Origin of the sequence: Burkholderia sp. FERM BP-3421 (assembly GCF_028657905.1) — a bacterium.
Classification (GTDB): Bacteria; Pseudomonadota; Gammaproteobacteria; order Burkholderiales; family Burkholderiaceae; genus Burkholderia.
In genome coordinates this window covers 2692690-2710907 of record NZ_CP117781.1, presented here as the reverse complement: position 1 = coordinate 2710907, position 18218 = coordinate 2692690, and the positions used below count along the sequence as shown (strand labels likewise).

13 protein-coding genes are annotated in these 18218 nt (G+C 70.5%); 8 read left to right on the top strand and 5 right to left on the bottom strand.

What is annotated here, in order from left to right:
• Positions 1-142: 142 nt before the first annotated feature.
• Positions 143-571, top strand: coding sequence for a hypothetical protein (locus tag Bsp3421_RS14805; RefSeq protein WP_273996691.1), 429 nt, complete (start codon positions 143-145; stop codon positions 569-571).
• Positions 572-597: 26 nt separating this feature from the next.
• On the opposite strand, the gene Bsp3421_RS14800 is transcribed toward Bsp3421_RS14805, so the two are convergent.
• The 3 genes from Bsp3421_RS14800 to Bsp3421_RS14790 form a co-directional block, all read right to left on the bottom strand.
• Positions 598-1656: an AI-2E family transporter gene (locus Bsp3421_RS14800; protein WP_273996690.1), complete on the bottom strand. Its 1059-nt coding sequence runs from the start codon at positions 1654-1656 to the stop codon at positions 598-600.
• Between the two features lie 166 nt (positions 1657-1822).
• Positions 1823-2407: a BPSL1445 family SYLF domain-containing lipoprotein gene (locus Bsp3421_RS14795; protein WP_273996689.1), complete on the bottom strand. Its 585-nt coding sequence runs from the start codon at positions 2405-2407 to the stop codon at positions 1823-1825.
• A 73-nt stretch (positions 2408-2480) separates the two neighbouring features.
• Positions 2481-2867, bottom strand: a complete 387-nt coding sequence (locus Bsp3421_RS14790; RefSeq protein WP_273996688.1) for a DUF883 family protein — start codon at positions 2865-2867, stop codon at positions 2481-2483.
• Positions 2868-3293: 426 nt separating this feature from the next.
• Here Bsp3421_RS14790 and Bsp3421_RS14785 point away from each other — a divergent pair, with 426 nt between their 5' ends.
• Together Bsp3421_RS14785 and Bsp3421_RS14780 are read left to right on the top strand one after the other, a co-directional pair.
• The gene (locus tag Bsp3421_RS14785; RefSeq protein WP_273996687.1) at positions 3294-4670 is read left to right on the top strand and encodes a sigma-54-dependent transcriptional regulator; all 1377 of its coding nucleotides are present in this window, start codon (positions 3294-3296) and stop codon (positions 4668-4670) included.
• Positions 4667-5746, top strand: a complete 1080-nt coding sequence (locus Bsp3421_RS14780; RefSeq protein WP_273996686.1) for a two-component system sensor histidine kinase NtrB — start codon at positions 4667-4669, stop codon at positions 5744-5746. Before Bsp3421_RS14785 ends, Bsp3421_RS14780 begins: the two co-directional genes overlap by 4 nt.
• 135 nt (positions 5747-5881) lie before the next feature.
• Here Bsp3421_RS14780 and Bsp3421_RS14775 read toward each other — a convergent pair whose 3' ends face one another.
• A complete protein-coding gene (locus Bsp3421_RS14775) occupies positions 5882-7801 on the bottom strand; it encodes an ExeM/NucH family extracellular endonuclease (protein ID WP_273996685.1) in 1920 nt (639 codons plus the stop codon).
• Positions 7802-7909: 108 nt separating this feature from the next.
• Here Bsp3421_RS14775 and rrtA point away from each other — a divergent pair, with 108 nt between their 5' ends.
• The 4 genes from rrtA (at position 7910) to Bsp3421_RS14755 (ending at position 10989) form a co-directional block, all read left to right on the top strand.
• Complete coding sequence (gene rrtA, locus Bsp3421_RS14770) at positions 7910-8518, top strand: rhombosortase (RefSeq protein WP_273996684.1); 609 nt, start codon at positions 7910-7912, stop codon at positions 8516-8518.
• A gap of 222 nt (positions 8519-8740) precedes the next feature.
• Entirely contained in the window at positions 8741-9094 is a 354-nt protein-coding gene (locus tag Bsp3421_RS14765; protein ID WP_273996683.1) for a YciI family protein, read from the top strand.
• 145 nt (positions 9095-9239) lie between these two features.
• Positions 9240-9662, top strand: a complete 423-nt coding sequence (locus Bsp3421_RS14760; RefSeq protein WP_273996682.1) for a YciI family protein — start codon at positions 9240-9242, stop codon at positions 9660-9662.
• Between the two features lie 58 nt (positions 9663-9720).
• Entirely contained in the window at positions 9721-10989 is a 1269-nt protein-coding gene (locus tag Bsp3421_RS14755) for an RNA polymerase sigma factor (RefSeq protein WP_273996681.1), read from the top strand.
• A gap of 203 nt (positions 10990-11192) precedes the next feature.
• On the opposite strand, the gene Bsp3421_RS14750 is transcribed toward Bsp3421_RS14755, so the two are convergent.
• Complete coding sequence (locus tag Bsp3421_RS14750) at positions 11193-11411, bottom strand: hypothetical protein (protein ID WP_273996680.1); 219 nt, start codon at positions 11409-11411, stop codon at positions 11193-11195.
• A 68-nt stretch (positions 11412-11479) separates the two neighbouring features.
• Here Bsp3421_RS14750 and Bsp3421_RS14745 point away from each other — a divergent pair, with 68 nt between their 5' ends.
• Entirely contained in the window at positions 11480-18034 is a 6555-nt protein-coding gene (locus Bsp3421_RS14745) for an autotransporter-associated beta strand repeat-containing protein (protein ID WP_273996679.1), read from the top strand.
• The last annotated feature ends 184 nt before the right edge of the window (positions 18035-18218 follow it).

The window sequence follows — 18218 nt, the reverse complement described above, 5'->3', positions numbered from 1 at the left end:
CGGCTCGTCACGCGCTGACGCCGCCCCCTTCTGTTTCGCCCCGTTCGTTTGTAAGATAGGCGCCGCGCCGCCGCCATCCCGTGCGGCCGTCGCCGGCGCGCGCGCCGCACATATTCCTACATTCCTGTTCGAGGGGGGCGTCATGACTGTTCTTTCCTTCACCCGCGGCGTCGCGGGCGCCGCGCTGCTGGTCGGCGGTTCGTGGTGCGCGGCCGCGCCGCTGTGCCAGTCGCAGACGATCGGCGCGCATACGTCGAAAATCTGCATCGAGCAGACGCCGTTCCAGCACGACTACTACACGCTGTGGGTCGACAACGCGCCGCTGCTGATGCTGCCCGACGACTACATCGAGAAAGTGTCGCTCACGCACACGGTGCCCGAGGATGCGGGCGTCGAATTCCCGCTGTCGAAGCAGGGCACGCCCACCGTCACGATCGCGGGCGGCTGCACGCCGGTCAGCGAGACCCAGACCAAGGGCGGCGAGACGGTCAGCCTCGAAACCGGCCGGGTCTGCTCGTTCACGTGGGGCAAGGAGACGATCGTCAAGGCCCTGCGCTTCACGTTCGAATGACGCGCGCGCGGCGCCGCGATGCGCGTTCAGCGCGCCTCGTCGGCCTCGCCGCGCGCGAACAGATCCCAGCTCGCCATGAACAGCGCGGCGACGAGCGGCCCGATCACGAAGCCGTTGATGCCGAACAGCGCCATGCCGCCGAGCGTCGAGATCAGCACGACCCAGTCGGGCATCTTGGTGTCCTTGCCGACCAGGATCGGGCGCAGCAGGTTGTCGACGAGCCCGATCACGCCCACGCAGAACGCGACCAGGATCACGCACTTCCACACTTCGCCCGCCATCAGGAAGTACAGCGCGGCGGGCACCCACACGAGGCCCGCGCCGATCGCGGGCAGCAGCGACAGGAAGGCCATCAGCGAGCCCCACAGGATCACGCCCTGGATCCCGAGGATCCAGAAGATCAGCCCGCCGAGCGCGCCCTGCACGAGCGCGACCGCGATGTTGCCCTTCACGGTCGCGCGCACGACGGTCGTGAACTTGGCCAGCAGGTGCTGCTTGTGCTCTTCGTCGAGCGGCAGCGCGCGGCGCACGCGGCGGCCGATCTCGCCGCCGTCGCGCAGCAGGAAGAACACGAGGTACAGCATCACGCCGAAGCTCACGACGAACTGGAAGGTGTTCTGGCCGATGCTGAGCGCCTGCGTGGCGACGAACTGGCTGATCGCGGCCGCGCCGTCCGTCAGCTTCTTCTGGATGCTCGGGATGTCGGCCAGCCCGTAGTTGCCGAGGATGCGCTGCACCGAGTGCGGCAGCGCATGCATCGCTTCCTTGAAATATTGCGTGAGGTTCGGCTGGATGTCCTTGACCTGCTGGTACGCATAGGCGATTTCCTGCACCAGCGTGCCGACCACGAACACGAGCGGCAGGATCACGATCAGGATGATCAGCAGCAGGGTGGCCAGCGCGGCGAGATTGCGGCGCTTGCCGAAGCGCGCGGCGAGCCAGCGCTGGACCGGCTGGAACAGGATCGCCAGGATGGTGCCCCAGAAGATCGCGCCGAAGAACGGCAGCAGGATCCAGCACAGCCCGATCGTGGCGACGAACAGCAGAAGGTGAAAGAATTTTTGGTGTACGGTTCCGCTATCCATAGTGTGCTCTGCAGAAAGGGTGAGCGGCGCGGCCCCCGGCCGGGCGGGCGCCGCACAATGCCCGGAGTATGCCTGCAACGCCGCCCGCGTGATAGGGGCGGCGCCATCATGCGAAACGCCGCGGCGGGCGCCGCGGCGTTTCGGGTGGGGCGAGGGCGCGCCGCGCTTACAGCTTCAGGCGCGTGACCTTGGTGCCGTTCACGGACAGGTCGCCCATCAGGCCGGCATTGGTCAGCACGATCGCCTCGACCGGCGCGGTTGCCGTGGTGGTGTCGATCGCGCCGTTCGCGCCCATCTTCACGAGCGCCACCGAGGCGTCGCCGCCGGCCGACCAGCCTTGCGAGTTGCGGAATTTGTCGAGCGCGTCCTGCGTCATGAACAGGAAGATCACCGCCTTCGACTGCGCGCCCGCCTGCAGGCCGACCGACAGCGACGACGTGTTGTAGTAGCCGACGGTGCCGCCGCCCACGCGCAGCGCGCCGTTGCCCGATTGCGCGCCGACGATGAAGCCGGCCTGGAGCACGCTCGGGAACACCAGCACGCCGCGCGACTTGGCGACGAGTTCACGCGAACCCGGCACCGTCGAATACAGGCGCGACAGCGTCGCGTCGACGCTCGCGTTGATCGACTGGCGGGTCGAGGCATCGGCCGACGCGGTCGCGGGCTTGTCCGGCGTGGTGGTGCAGCCGGCGAGTGCGAGGCTGCCCAGTACCAGGGCCGTGGCGGCCTTCATCACAAGAGCTTGACGCATGTTTTTTCTCCTTCGTTTGTCGTGCGGGTTGGAATTCGGTAAGGCGCGCGACCGTGCGCGGCCGCGCCGCCGATCAGCGGCGCGCGAGCAGCAGGCCGGCGATGAAAGCAAGGCCGGCAACCGCGCCGGCGGTCTGCCACGGGTTCTCGCGCACCACCTGCGAGACCCGCTCGGCCGATTCGCGCAGCCGGTACGATGCGCCGTCGGCGGCGTCCTCGAGCGTGCCGCGCGCCTCGTCGAGGCGGCCCTGCAGGCGCTTGCGCAGCGCGGCGAGATCGCCGTCGTTGCCGTCCTTGAGCAGGCCGTCCAGTTCGTCGACGAGCGAGCGCATGTCGTCCTTCACGTCGGCGTGCAGGTCGCGGGCGGCGGAGCGGGTGCTGCGCGCGACCCGGCGGCCGGTGCGGCGGACCTCGGACAAGCCGCGGTCCAGCTTGTGTTCGACGCTGTCGGTAAGTGCCATGATGTTCGTGCTCCCTGGATAGTGAGTGAGATCAGGATGACTGGCGGACTCCGTACCTTGGGAGTCGCATTTCCGCGGCAAGTTTCGCAAGCGCCATGCCAAGCCTTCGCGCAATGCGCGGAAACCCTTGTACCGCAAGGCGCGCGGCCAGATGAAACAAAATGTCAGGAAATGTGGGGGGGCGTACGGGCTGGAAAATCTTGCCGGGGGCCGGGCGTTTCGTGCCGGTAACTCTGTCCGGGGGGCGGCGGCCTGGGCGGGCCGCATGGGAACGGCGCGCCGACGCGCACGCGAGCCCGGGCGGGTTCCATGCTACCTTCGGCGCACGGCGGAGAGCGGGGCTGGCATCCGTCGTGCTTCTGCCGATGTTTCCGCGCGGGCGACCGTCGCCCGCGCTCGACGAACCCGAGCCTGACTTTCACGCCCATGCCTCACGCCCTCATCATCGAAGACGATCCGAACAGCCTGCGCGCGCTCACGCGCATCGCGCAGAAAGACGGCTTCTCGACCGACGAAGCCGCCGACCTCGCCCAGGCGCGCGCATGCCTGAACAAGACCGTGCCCGACATCGTGCTGGTCGACGTGAACCTGCCCGACGGGCTGGGCCTCGACCTGTTGCCCGAATTGCCCGAGTTCGCGCCGGGGCGCAGCGTGCCGGTGGTCGTGATGACCGGCAATGCGACGCTCGAGACCGCGGTCGAGAGCCTGCGGCTCGGCGTGTGGGACTACCTCGACAAGCCGGTGGACGTCACGCGGCTGCGCAATCTGCTCGCGCGCGTACCGCGCACGGGCGACCTGCATGCCGAGGTCGAGACCCTGCGCCGCACATTGCGCGACATGGGGCGCTTCGGCGAGATGGTGGGCCGCTCGCCCGCGATGCAGAAGGTCTACGACCACCTGGGCCGGGTCGCGCCGACCGAGGCGAACGTGTTCATCTGCGGCGAGAGCGGCACTGGCAAGGAAGTGGCCGCGCGCACCGTGCATCAGCTGAGCCGCCGCGCGAAGGGGCCGTTCGTCGCGCTGAACTGCGGCGCGATCGCCGCGAACCTGATCGAGAGCGCGCTGTTCGGCCACGAGCGCGGCGCGTTCACCGGCGCGACCCACGCGCACGCCGGCCTGTTCGAGCAGGCGGCGGGCGGCACGCTGTTTCTTGATGAAATCACCGAGATGCCGGCCGACCAGCAGGTCAAGCTGCTGCGCATCCTCGAAACCCGCACGTTCCACCGGGTCGGCGGCAAGGAGACGCTGAACGCGGATTTCCGGCTGATCTCGGCGACCAACCGCGAGCCCGAGCGCGCGGTGCGCGACAACGTGCTGCGGCTCGACCTGTATCACCGCCTCAACACGTTTCCGGTGCTGCTGCCGCCGCTGCGCGCGCGTGGCGACGACCTCGCGCTGCTCGCGCAGCGTTTCCTCGACATGCTCAACGAGACCGAACGCACCACGAAGCATTTCTCGGCGACGGCGCTCGCGCGGCTCGCGACGCATGGCTGGCCCGGCAACGTGCGCGAGTTGCGCAACATCGTGCAGCGCGCGTACATCCTCGCCGACGAGGTGATCGAGGCGATCGAGTTCGATCCGACGAACCTCGCGCCCGAGACGACGGCCGCGCCGGCCGCGATGCCCGCGAACGCCGCGCTGATTCCGGCCGGCACGCCGCTCGCGGATGCCGAGCGGCAGCTGATCGAGGCGGCGATGGCGGCGTCCGACGGGGTGCGCACGCGCGCCGCGTCGATGCTCGGGATCAGCGTGAAGACCCTCTACAACAAGCTCAAGAGCTTCGACCTGGAATCACGGGAATGACCGGCAAGCCTGAATCCACCGCGTTGTGGCGCAACCCGAGCCGCTCGATCCGCGGCCGCTTCTCGGCGCTGAGCCAGGTGCTCAATGTCGGCGCGATGCTGCTCGACGAGCACGCGGAGGTCGAGTTCGCGAATCCCGCCGCGCTCGATCTGATCGGCGCGCGCGGCGAGGCGGATGCGGCCGACGCGTGGTCCGCCTGCCTGTCGGACGAGCTGCGCGGGCGGCTGGTCGCGATGGAGAGCGGCGGCGCGCCGTTGCGCGCGCAACTGGTGGGCCGGCACGACGACCAGCCGATCCCGCTGCGCGTGGAGGCCTACCGGCTCGACGAGGACGACGGCAACGGCTTCCTCGTGCTGCTGAAGGCCAAGCACGCGGGCGACATCCTCGAAGCGGACCTCGTGCAGGCGTCGCAGATGCGCAACCTGGTCAAGCGCTTCGCGTCGGCCACCCACGAGATCCGCGCGCCGCTCAATGCGCTGTCGCTGAACTGCCATCTGCTGCAGACGGCGCTTGACGAGAGCGGCGGCGACACCGGGCCGGCGCGCGAGCACGTCGACGTGATCGTCAGCGAGCTGAAGCGCCTGAACGGACTCCTGAACGAACTGATCGAGGAAACCCGGCCGCCCGTCAGCCAGCAGACCTCGTTCGATCTGGTGCTGCTGGTCGAGCAGGTGACGAAGCTGGTTCATCCGTATGCGGAGTCGCGCGGCGTGAAGCCCGTGAACCGGCTCGGCAGCGACGCGATCTGGGTCAACGGCTATCCGGACCGGCTGAAGCAGGCGGTGCTGAACATCCTCAACAACGCGATCGAGGCGATGCCGGAGGGCGGCACGCTGACCGTGACGACCGCGTCGACCGACGCCAGCGCGACGGTCGAGATCGCCGACACGGGCAAGGGCATGCCCGCCGAGATGCTCGACGACATCTTCCGCCTGCACTATTCGACCAAGAAGAGCGGCAGCGGGATCGGGCTGTATGTCGCGCGCCTCGTGGCCGAATCGCACGGCGGCGACCTGCTCGTCGAGAGTGCGGAAGACGCGGGCAGCACCTTCACGTTGATGCTGCCGCGCGCGTGACGAGCGTGACGCGCCGGGAGGGGCCGGGCGCGGACCGGTCAAGCGGGCCCCAACTAAGCGCGGCCTGATCAAGCGTGACTTGATCAAGTGTGATCCGGCCAAATGCAGCCCAATCAAACGCAGCCCGGCCGCGCGTCAGCGCCGCCGCGCGCGGCGCGCGAACACGAGCGCCGCGCCCGTGCCCGCGAGCAGCAGGAACCACGGGTCCAGCGCGCCGCCGCCCGACTCGGCCGCGCCGCCGCCCGTGCCGGCGCGCACTTCCGCGGACGGCGGATCGGCGAGCGCGAGGTCGATCAGCACGGGGTCGTGGTCGGACGAGCGATACGCATCCGCCGCGTAGTAGGTGTCGCGCTGCTCCTTGCTTTTGTAGCTGAACGTGTACTGCAGCGCGATCGGCTCGTCGGCGTTGATGTGCCATTCGTTGACCGAGGCGACGCGCGCCGCGAGCGTCGGCGAGGCGAGCGCGTGATCGATGTAGCCGGCCTCGCCGTTGTACACGTAGCTGTAGGCCGAATCGCCCACGAACCGCGCGACGAGGTTCACGTAGCCGCGCCCTTCGAGCAGGCGGACCGGGTCTTCCTTCGCATAGCTGTTGAGATCGCCGATCAGCAGCACGCCGTCGGCGGATGCGCCCGTCGGGTTGCCGGCCAGCCAGTCGGCCAGCTTGCCTGCCGCCCGCACGCGGGTGGCGTTCCAGCAGCCCTGGCCGTCGCCCTGGTCGAGATCGTCGCCGGCCGCGTCCGGGCAGTTCTTCGACTTCAGGTGATTGACCGCGATCGTCACGCCGCGCGCGCCGCCGATGCGGCGGAAGGTCTGCGCGAGCGGCTGGCGGTTCTTGTTGTCGATGTCGAGCGTCGCGGGGCGGCCGACCGGCTCGACCGCGCGGCTGTTGTAGATCAGCGCGACCGCGATCGCGTCGCCGCCGAGCTTCGGCAGCCCCGGGTCGACCACGCGCCAGCCGTCGCCCAGTCTGGCCGCGAGCTGGCGCACCGCGCCCAGTTCGCCGTAGCCGTTGTTGGCGATCTCCATGAGGCCGATCACGTCCGCGTCGAGCCCGCGCAGCGCGGCGAGAATCTTGGTTTCCTGCCGCTCGAATTCTTCCGCCGACTGCGCGCCGCGATTGTTCGGATCCTTGAAGCCGCCGCCCTTGCCGTCGCCGTTGAAGTAGTTGAGCACGTTGAACGACGCGACCCGCAGGTCGGCGTTCGGCGCGCGCGCGGGCGCCGCGGCGCGCGGGTTCGAGGCTGCGTCGAAGCTCGGCGCGGGCGCGCCGGGCACCGGCTGCAGCCGCCACGCGCTGTAGCGCATTTCGAGCACGCCCTCGACGCCGCTGACCGTGTAGCCCGCGCGCAGCGTGTTGGGCGCGCTGAAGCCCGGCGCGGGATACGGCACGGATGCAGGGTTGGACTTGTTGGAGCCGTCGTCGAGCACCAGGCGGTTGAGCGCGTTCGCGTCGGCCTGCGCCTTTGCCTGTGCGGGCGGCGCGACGTTGGTCGGGTTGCGCAGCCGGCCGTTGCTGAGCAGCACGCTGCCGTAGCGGCCGAGTTCGTAGACCTCGCTCACGGTCAGCTTCTGCGGCAGCCGCACGAGCATGCCTTCGTATGCCGCGAAGGTCGACGGATCGGCGACCGGCAGCGTGAGCGTCGCGGGCGTGACGGTCTGGCCGCTCGCGCATACCGCGATGCCGCCCGACAGCGTGAGCTGGGTCTGCCCGAATTTTTCCTCGACCTTGCCGCTCACGCGGACGAGATCGCCCGCGTTCGCGCGCAGCTTCGGCGCGTAGACGAACAAGCCTTCCGAGACGCCGGGCCGATGCTGGCGCTGGGCGTCGGCCTGCTGGACGAAGAAGCCGCCGAAGCCGTCGGCGCCGCCGTAGTCGGCGGTCACCACGGCTTCGATCGACACGGTCTGGCCGGCGAGCGGCGAGGGCCCGGCGCCGGCCTGGATGTCGGCGAGCAGCGTCGCGCCGCCGCCACAGGCGGGAAGCGGGGCGGCGCCGGCCGGGCCGGCGGCGAGCAGCGACAGCACGATCAAGAGAGAGGGCAGCGGGCGCATGGGCGGGTCCGATGAGTGGGCATTCCGAAAGACTAGGAAAGCATGATGACAGGCGTATGTAAGATTCGGACATCAACCGGTCATTCGGCCATGTTTTCCTGCGCGCACATGAATCGTTCCTTGCTCCCGCCCGTCGATGCCGACGCCGTCGCCTCGACCTGGCTTGCGCCGCGCGCGGGCTGGGGCGTCGCGGCGCTGCTGCCGATCATGCTGCAGGCGCTGCCCGCGCGGGTGCGGGATGCGCTCGCCTATGACCGCGTCGCGATCGCGACGGGCGAGGTCTGGCGGCTCGTCACCGGGCATTTCGTGCATCTGGGCTGGGCGCACTGCCTGCTCAACGTCGCTTGCGTCGCGCTGTGCGCGAGCGTGCTCGCCGCGCGCGGCCGCGCGTTCGTGACGCTCGGCGGGCTGGCCGCGGGCTGCGGGACGCTGCTATGGCTCGGCGCGCCGGAGGTGGCGCGCTATGTCGGGCTGTCGGGCGTCGTGTACGGCCTCGCGATGCTCGCGCTGTGGCCGTATGCGCGTCGTGATCCCGTGCTGTGGTTGGCGCCGCTCGCGATCGTCGCGCGGGTCGGCTGGCAGCTCGTCGCCGGCACGCCGCGCGCGGAAGCGACGTGGCTCGGCGGGCCGGTGATCGCGCAGGGGCACGTCGCGGGGCTGCTGACAGGGGCGGCCTGGGCTGCGTGGCGCGCACGCCGCTCAGGTCGCCGCGCTTGAGCCGAACCCAGGCCGAACCCAGGCCGAACCCAGGCCGAACCCAGGCCGAACCCAGGCCGAACCCAGGCCGAACCCGAGCCGAACCCGAGCCGAACCCGCGCCGAACCCAACCAACCGGGGCGCACCCGGGTGGACCCGCGCCGCGTCCCGGCTCACAATGCGAGCGCGGTTGTGCCGGGCCGCGCGCGTGCGCGGCCGTATGCCATTTCACCGGAGCGCTCCATGTCCTACCTGTTGCTGATCGTCGAACCGACGGACCAACGCGCGACGCGCACCCGCGAGGAAGGCGAGGCGTTGTACGCGCGCATGGCCCGCTTCGCCGACGCGCTGCGCGCACGCGGGGTTCTGCGCGCGGTCGAGTCGCTGGTCTCGGCCGATCAGGCGACCCGCGTGCGGGTCCGCCAGGGCGAGACGCAACTGCTCGACGGTCCGTTCGCCGAGGCGAAGGAGATGATCGGCGGCTTCTTCCTGCTCGATGTCGACACCGAGGACGAGGCGCTCGCGATCGCGAAGGCCTGTCCGGCCGCCGAGTGGTGCACGGTCGAAGTGCGCGAGGTCGGCCCGTGCTTCCTCTGAGCCGCGCTGCCCCGGTCGCATGCTAGGGGTTTTCCCCGGGTTCGACGCGCGGGATGTCGAACCCGGGTGACATCGCGCGTCGTAGGAACAAGGCGCCGGTTCGCGGCGTCCGTTCACGTTCACTTTGGCAGACAAGGAGCCAGCAATGCGATTCATGATCATGGTCCATGCGACCGCCAGCAGCGAAGCCGGCGTGATGCCGGACGAATCCCTGATTGCCGCGATGGCGTCCTATCACGAGGAACTCGCGAAGGCGGGCGTGCTGCTCGACGCCACCGGCCTGCGGCCGTCGTCCGACGGCTGGCGCATTCACTACGAGGGCGGCAAGGGCACGGTCGTCGACGGCCCGTTCGCGGAGACGAAGGAACTGATCGCGGGCTATACGCTGATCGAGGTGCGCTCGCGCGAAGAGGCGCTCGAATGGACGCGCCGCTTCCCCGCGCCGTTCGGCGAGCACGCGGCAGGCACGATCGAGGTGCGCCAGCTGTTCACGCTGGACGACTTCGAGCCCAGTCCCGCGGTCGAGCGTTTCCGCGGCATCGAGGGCGACCTCGAGGGCAATCGTTGAGGCGCGCGCGTCCTTCGCGCGGCGCGGCTTGCCGTCACGAGATCGGTCGGGAAGCCGCGTGAGCGCCACGCTGACTCATCGTGCGATCGAAGCCGTCTGGCGGATCGAGTCCGCGCGCGTCATCGCGCACGTCACGCGCTTCGTGCGCGACGTGGGGGTGGCCGAGGAACTGGCGCAGGACGCGCTGGTGGCGGCGCTCGAGCACTGGCCGCGCGAGGGCGTGCCCGAGCGTCCGGGCGCGTGGCTCATGACGACCGCGAAACGACGCGCGCTCGACTGGCTGCGCCAGGAGGCCCTGCACGCGCGCAAGCGCGATGCGCACGGGCTGGAGCTGGACGCGCTCGGAACTCACGTCGTGCCCGACTTCGTCGCCGCGCTCGACGCCGCGCGCGAGGACGATATCGGCGACGACCTGCTGCGGCTGATCTTCATCGCCTGTCATCCGGTGCTGTCGACCGAGGCGCGGGTCGCGCTCACGTTGCGGCTCCTGGGCGGCCTGACGACGGGCGAGATCGCGCGCGCGTTCCTCACGCCCGAGCCCACGATCGCGCAGCGCATCGTGCGCGCGAAGCGCACGTTGAGCGCCGCGCGCGTGCCGTTCGAGGTCCCGCCCGCCGACGAGCGCGCGGCGCGGCTCGCATCGGTGCTCGCGGTCATCTACCTGATCTTCAACGAAGGCTACGCGGCGACGGCGGGCGACGACTGGACGCGTCCCGCGCTGTGCGACGAGGCGTTGCGGCTCGTCCGCGTGCTGGTCGGGCTCGCGCCGGACGAGAGCGAGGCGCACGGGCTGGCGGCGCTGCTGGAACTCCAGGCGTCGCGCCTGCCCGCGCGCGCGGATGCGCAAGGCCGGCCGGTGCTGCTCGCGGACCAGGATCGCGGCCGCTGGGACCCGCTGCTGATCCGCCGCGGGCTGGCGTCGCTCGCCCGCGCCGAGGCGCTCGGCGGCGCGCGCGGCCCGTATGCGCTGCAGGCGGCGCTGGCCGCCTGTCATGCGCGCGCATCCAGCATGGCGGAGACCGACTGGGCGCGCATCGTCGCGCTGTACGAGACGCTCGCGCAGGTCGCGCCGTCGCCGGTGGTCGAGCTCAACCGCGCGGTCGCGATCGGGATGCTCGCCGGACCGGCGGCCGCGCTCGCGCTCGTCGACGCCCTGGCCGACGATCCGGCGCTCGCGCGCTATCCGTGGCTGCCGAGCGTGCGCGGCGACCTGCTGGCCCGGCTCGGCCGCCATGCCGAGGCGCGGCAGGCGTTTCTGCGCGCCGCCGAGCTGACCGGCAACGCCCGCGAGCGCGCGCTGCTGCTGGAGCGCGCCCAGGCCGACTGACGCCCGTCGCCGGCCGCCCGTTGGCAACTGCCCGTCGCCCCCTTTCCCTTCCCTTGCCGCGCGTCGCCGCCCGGCCCGGCATCCATTGCATCGATTTCCGAAAATCTCGCCGCTGCGCGCGCAGTTTTATCAATATCTATTATTTTTATCGATCGGAATCGGTTTGATTTTGCAAATCGTAGATCTTTGTCCTAGCCTTTTCGTCAGCTGCCTATAAACCAAAAGTTAATGCAGTCGGATTTGCTCTCATGAGGGGGTGTCCGGAATGCTTCTGTAAGGCCGTTCCCGCCGCTGTTCCATTGCGTCATCAGATTCTCCCGCCCGGCCTCATGCTGCTTTCGCCCGGCAGGGATAGTTGTTGCCCGAAACCGGAAACGTTTCATAAAAAGAATTTCGCCATCAATACGAATGGTGCTCTGCATCGAAAAAATGATTTGAATCAAAAATCCGTTGCATTGTTGACCGTTTTAAATCCATGACGAGGTGAAAAATGGGCCGTATTCGCCGTGAAAAAAATCAAGAAATTCCGAAATTCGTGCCCGCCGTGGGCGTGTTCTGCGCATTGGCGGGCGCGGGAATCGTTCCCGCGTATGCGGTGTGCAGCAGCGCGGGTCCCACGGTGAACTGCTCCGGCGTGGCGAACCCGCTGGCGCCGAGCTACTCGAACGCCGGCAGCGGTCTGAACGTCACCGTCAACAACGGCGCGAGCCTCGGCGTGCTGCTCGGCGTCGGCGGCACCGCGCTGTCGCTCCAGGGCAGCAACAACACGCTGACCAACAACGGCACTATCGATCCGTCCGCGCTCGGCACCGGGCTCGGCGTGCTGTCGAGCGGCGCCTTGATCGGCAATGCGTCGGCGGGCACGACGACCGTCACCAACAACGGCACGATGAACGGCGCGACGGGTGTCGCGCTGTCGGGCGTCACCGGGATGGCGCTCGGCGTGCAGAACGGCACGGGCGGCACCACCAACATCACCAATACCGGCGTCATCGGTTCGAACCCGCTCATCGGCGCGACCCTGGTCGGCGCGGACGCGCCTGTCGTGGCTGCGTACGGCGGCGGGCAGGTCAACATCAACAACAGCGGCACGATCACGGGGCGCGTCGGGATGCAGGCGTCCGGCACGCCGGGCACGGGCAACACCTTCACCAACTCCGGCACCATCAACGGCAGCGTGTCGATGGGGGCGAACAGCACCAACACATTTACCGCCACCACCGGGTCGTCCGTGAACACCGCCGGTGGCACCGGGGTGCAGCTGAACCTCGGGATCGGCGCGGTCACGATCGGCCTCGCGGCCACCGGCACCGTGGACGGCGGCGCGGGCGGCAACAACACGCTGGTGCTGCAGCAGAACAGCGGCGGTCCGGCGACGGGTGCGATCAACAACGGCAGCTACATCAACTTCCAGAACCTGCAGGTCGGCAGCGGCACCTGGACCTTGACCGGCGCGTCGAGCGCGACGAATGCAGCGCTGAACGGCGGCGTCGCGATCATCGACAACAACGCGGGGCTCGGCACCGGCACCATCACGGGCAACGGCGGCGCGATCCAGAGCGCGAACTCCGGCGTCAATCTCAACAACAACGTCACGCTCAACGGCGGCGGGCTGACGGTGCAGGGCGGCAACAATCTCGGGCTGTCGGGCGTGATCAGCGGCAGCGGCGGCCTCACGCAGAACGGCACGGGCACGCTCACGCTGTCGGGCCCGAACACCTATACGGGCGGCACGGCGCTGAACAGCGGCGGGATCGTGCTCGGCAACGCCAACGCGCTGGGCACCGGCGCGCTGACGGTGGGCGGGGCGGCCACGCTCGACACGACCGCCGGCATGACGGTCGCCAACAACATCGGGATCAACAACGGCGCGACGCTCACGCTCGGCGGCAGCAACAACCTCGGCTTGTCCGGCGTGGTGTCGGGGGCGGGCGGCGTCACCAAGAACGGCCCGGGCACGACCACCCTGACGGGCGCGAACACCTATACGGGCCCGACCACGATCAACAGCGGCACGCTGGCGATCGGCGGAGGCGGCAGCCTTGCGCCGGCGAGCGCGGTGAACCTGGCAGGCGCGGGCGCGACCTTCGACATCAGCGGGGCGGGCGTGAACCAGACGGTCGGCGCGCTGTCCGGGGTGGCCGGTTCGACGGTGGCGCTCGGCGGCAACGGCCTGACCTTCGGCGACGCCACGAACCAGACCTTCGGCGGCGCGATCGCGGGCTCGGGCGGGATCACGAAGCAGGGCAGCGGCACGGCAACCTTGACGGGCGCGAACACCTACACGGGCGGCACGACGGTCAACGCCGGCACGCTGGCGCTCGGCCTGGGCGGCAGCCTCGCGGCGACGGGCGCGGTGACGCTCGCGAACACGGGCGCGACGCTGGACATCAGCGGAGCGGGGGCGAACCAGACGATCGGCGCGCTGTCCGGGGTGGCCGGCTCGGCGGTGGCGCTCGGCGGCAACGGCCTGACCTTGGGCGACGCCACGAACCAGACCTTCGGCGGCGCGATCACGGGCACGGGCGGGATCACGAAGCAGGGCAGCGGCACGGAAACCTTGACGGGCGCGAACGCCTATACGGGCGGCACGACGGTCAACGCCGGCACGCTGGCGCTCGGCCTGGGCGGCAGCCTCGCGGCGACGGGCGCGGTGACGCTCGCGAACACGGGCGCGACGCTGGACATCAGCGGAGCGGGGGCGAACCAGACGATCGGCGCGCTGTCCGGGGTGGCCGGCTCGGCGGTGGCGCTCGGCGGCAACGGCCTGACCTTCGGCGACGCCACGAACCAGACCTTCGGCGGCGCGATCGCGGGCTCGGGCGGGATCACGAAGCAGGGCAGCGGCACGGCAACCTTGACGGGCGCGAACACCTACACGGGCGGCACGACGATCAACGCCGGCACGCTGGCGATCGGCGGGAGCGGCAGCCTCGCCGCGACGGGGACGGTGAATCTGAACGGCGCAGGCACGGCGCTCGATATCAGCGCAGGCGTCAACCAGGCGATCGGCACGCTGAACGGCACGTCCGGTTCGAGCGTCAACCTGGGCGGCAACACGCTGACCGCGGGCGGCAGCGCGAACGGCACGTTCGGCGGGGTGATTTCCGGCACGGGCGGCTTCACCAAGGCGGGCGCGGGCACGGAGACGCTGACGGGCGCGAACACCTATACGGGCGGCACGACGATCGCGCAGGGCACGTTGGCGCTCGGCGCGGGCGGCAGCCTCGCGACGGGCGGCACGGTAAGCCTGAGCGGCGCGGGCGCGACGCTCGACCTGAGCGGCGCGGGCGCGAACCAGACGATTGGTGCGCTGTCCGGCATAGCCAACACGACGGTGGCGCTCGGCAGCAACGGCCTGACCTTGGGCGACGCCACGAACCAGACCTTCGGCGGCGCGATCACGGGCACGGGCGGGATCACGAAGCAGGGCAGCGGCACGGAAACCTTGACGGGCGCGAACGCCTATACGGGCGGCACGACGATCAACGCCGGCACGCTGGCGATCGGCGGGGGCGGCAGCCTCGCGGCGACGGGCACGGTGAACCTCGCGAACGGGAGCGCGACGCTCGACCTGAGCGGCGCGACCGCGAGCCAGACGATCGGCACGCTGATCGGCGCGGGCGGCTCGACCGTCAACCTGGGCGGCAACGCGCTGACGATCGGCGGGGCCACGAGCGGCACGTTCAGCGGCGCGATCGTCGGCGCGGGCGGCCTCACGAAGGCCGGCCCGGGCACGGAAACCTTGACGGGCGCCAACACCTACACGGGCGGCACGACGATCGCGGCCGGCACGCTGGCGATCGGCGGGAACGGCAGCCTCGCGGCGACGGGCGCGGTGAACCTGAGCGCCCAGGGTGCGACGCTCGACCTGAGCGGCGCGAGCGGGATCCCGACGATCGGCGCGCTGTCTGGCGTGGGCGGGACGACGGTGGCGCTCGGCGCGAACGGGCTGGCGCTCGGCAACGGCGGCGGCAGTGCGACCTTCGGCGGCGCGCTGACGGGCACGGGCTCGCTGACGAAGATCGGCGCGGGCACCCAGACGCTGACGGGCACGAACACCTACACGGGCGGCACGACGATCAACGCCGGCAAGCTGGTGATCGGCGCGGGCGGCAGCCTCGCGGCGACGGGCGCGGTGAACCTGACGAGCGCCGGCGCGACGCTCGACATCGGCGCGTCGGGCGCGAACCAGACGATCGGCGCGCTGTCCGGCATCGGCGGCACCAACGTCACGCTCGGCGCCAACACGCTCACGTTCGGCGACGGCGGGATCGAGACCTTCGGCGGCGCCTTGAGCGGCACGGGCGGGATCACGAAGCAGGGCAGCGGCACGACCGTGCTCACGGGCGCGAACACCTACGGTGGCGCGACCACGATCAACGCGGGCAATCTGGTGATCGGCGCGGGCGGCAGCCTGTCGAACGCCACCACCGTCGACCTCAACGCGGCGGGCACGGGCTTCACGCTCGCGCCCGGCGCCGGCGCGCAGACCATCGGCGGGCTGTCCGGAGTCGCGGGCAGCACCGTGTCGCTCGGCGTGAACCCGCTGACGCTCGCGGGCGCGGGGAACACCGCGTTCGCCGGCTCGATCGGCGGTGGAGGCGGCCTCGTGAAGAGCGGCACGGGCACGCAGACGCTGTCGGGCAACAACACCTATGCGGGCGGCACCACGGTCACGGGCGGCGCGCTCGTGCTCGGCGGCAACGGCGCGCTCGGCACCGGCGCGCTGACGGTCAACGCGCCGAGCACGATCGACACCACGACCGCGGTGACGCTCGCGAACCCGGTGACGGTGAACGCCGGCACGACGATCGGCGGCACCGCGAACCTGACGCTGTCGGGCGTGGTGTCGGGGGTGGGCGGTCTCGTCAAGAACGGCCAGAGCACGCTGACGCTGAACAACAGCAACACGTTCCAGGGCGGCACGGTGCTCAACAGCGGTTCGCTCGTGCTCGGCAACAGCGGCGCGCTCGGCACGGGCGGGCTCACGCTGAACGGCGGCAGCATCGCGCTCGGCAGCACCCAGCTCACGCTGCCCGGGCTCAGCGGGGCGACGGGCGGCGTGCTCGACACCGGCACGGGCAGCCTCACGGTCACGGGCGGCGGCAACTATGGCGGCGCGCTGACGGGCGGCGGCACGCTGACCAAGAGCGGCGGCGACACGCTGATCCTGTCCGGCGCGAACACCTATGCGGGCGGCACGACCATCGGCGGCGGCGCGCTGCAGGTCGGCAACGGCGGCACCTCGGGCAGCCTCGCGGGCAACGTGGCGAACGCGGGCGCGCTGGTCTTCGACCGTTCGGACAGCACGTCGTTCGGCGGCGCGATCTCGGGCACGGGGTCGCTGACGCAGGCGGGCAGCGGGCAGCTGACGCTGACGGGCGCGAGCACGCTGAGCGGTCCGACCACCGTCAGCGCGGGCACGCTCGCCGTGAGCGGCTCGCTCGCCAATTCGGTCGTCAACGTGCAGCGCGGCGCGACGGTGACGGGTACCGGCACGATCGGCGGGCTCGTGGTCGCGAACGGCGCGACGGCGGCCGTCTCGCAGCCGGGCGCGGCGCTGAACGTGGCCGGCACGGTGACGTTCCAGCCGGGCTCGACGCTGCAGGTCGCGGCGACGCCGCAGCAGAGCGGCAGCCTCGCGGCGACCGGCGCGGCGACGCTGAACGGCGGCACCGTGCAGGTGATCGCGAGCCAGGCCGCCTACCAGCCGAACACGACCTACGCGATCCTGCATGCGGCGTCGGTGCAAGGGACGTTCAGCCAGGTGCTCGCGAACTATGCGTTCCTGTCGCCGACGCTGACCTACGATCCGACCCACGTGTACCTGCAACTGGAGTCGAACGGCACCACGTTCCAGGATGTCGGGGTGACGCCGAACCAGCGTGCGGTCGCGACGGCGATCAGCGGGCTGGGCGCGGGCAATCCGCTGTACAACGCGGTGCTGACCGCCGACGTGGCCACCGCGCGCAGCGCGTACGGCCTGCTCGACGGCGAACTGCAGGCGAGCCTGAAGAGCATGCTGCTGGTCGACAGCGGCTATGTGCGCGACGCCGTCACCAACCGGGTCCGCCAGGGTCTCGCGCCCGACTCGGGGACGCTCGCGGCGCTGTCGTCGGGGAGCGATGCGCTGTGCGACGACGGCGCCGGCGCGGCCGGGGCGATGCAGCCGCCGCATCTCGGTTCGCGCAACGGCTGCTACGGCGGCGCGCCGTATCAGCCGGTCGTGTGGGGGCAGGCGTTCGGCGGCCGCAGCCGGCTCGACGGCGACGGCAATGCGTCGACCGTCAACCGCAGCATGACGGGCTTCATTGCCGGCGCGGACATGGCGCTCAACGAAAAGGTGCGCGCGGGTCTCGCGGCGGGCGTCACGCTCAGCTCGCTCGACAACGGCGAAAGCTCGTCGGCGTCGGTCAACAGCTACTACCTGTCGCTGTACGGCGGTGCGCAGTTCGGGCCGATCGGCGTGCGGGGCGGCGCATCGTATACCTGGTCCCGGATCAACAGCGACCGCTACCCGGGCTTCGCGGGCTTCTCCGATCACGACTCGGCGGGCTACGACGCGAATGCCGCGCAGGTGTTCGGCGAGTTCGGCTACGCGCTGCCGCTCGGCCCGGTCGCGCTCGAACCGTTCGCGGGCCTCGCGTACGTGAGCGTGCATACCGACGGCTATACCGAAACCGGCGGCGCGGCGGCGCTGCAGACGGGCGGCGAGACCAGCCACATCGGCTTCTCGACCCTCGGCCTGCGCGCGGCCACGCAGCTCGGCGTGGTGGCGAGCAGGACGGTCACCGCGCGCGCGATGGTCGGCTGGCGGCATGCGTTCGGCAACATCCGGCCGTCGTCGACCTTCACGTTCGCGAACGGCGGAACGTCCTTCCAGGTGTCGGGCGTGCCGATCGCACGCGAGAGCGCGGTGCTCGAGGTCGGCGTCGACGCCAACCTCACCAAGCGCCTGACGCTCGGCCTCACGTACAGCGGCCAGTACGGCGGCGGCGGGCGCGACAACGCGGTGCTCGGCAACGTGTTGTGGAAGTTCTGATCCGGGGGCGCCCGGATGGGGTTTTCTGACGGCGCGATCCACGGCACATTCTCCTCGTGCCTTCGTGCCCGCCGGTTCGCGACGACGGAGTCATGGCCGTTGTCCCGAGCCGGCTTTTTTTCGCCCGATCGCGATGCCGGCGAAACGAAAGGAACCGAATTGATTCGGACGACTCACATCCTGG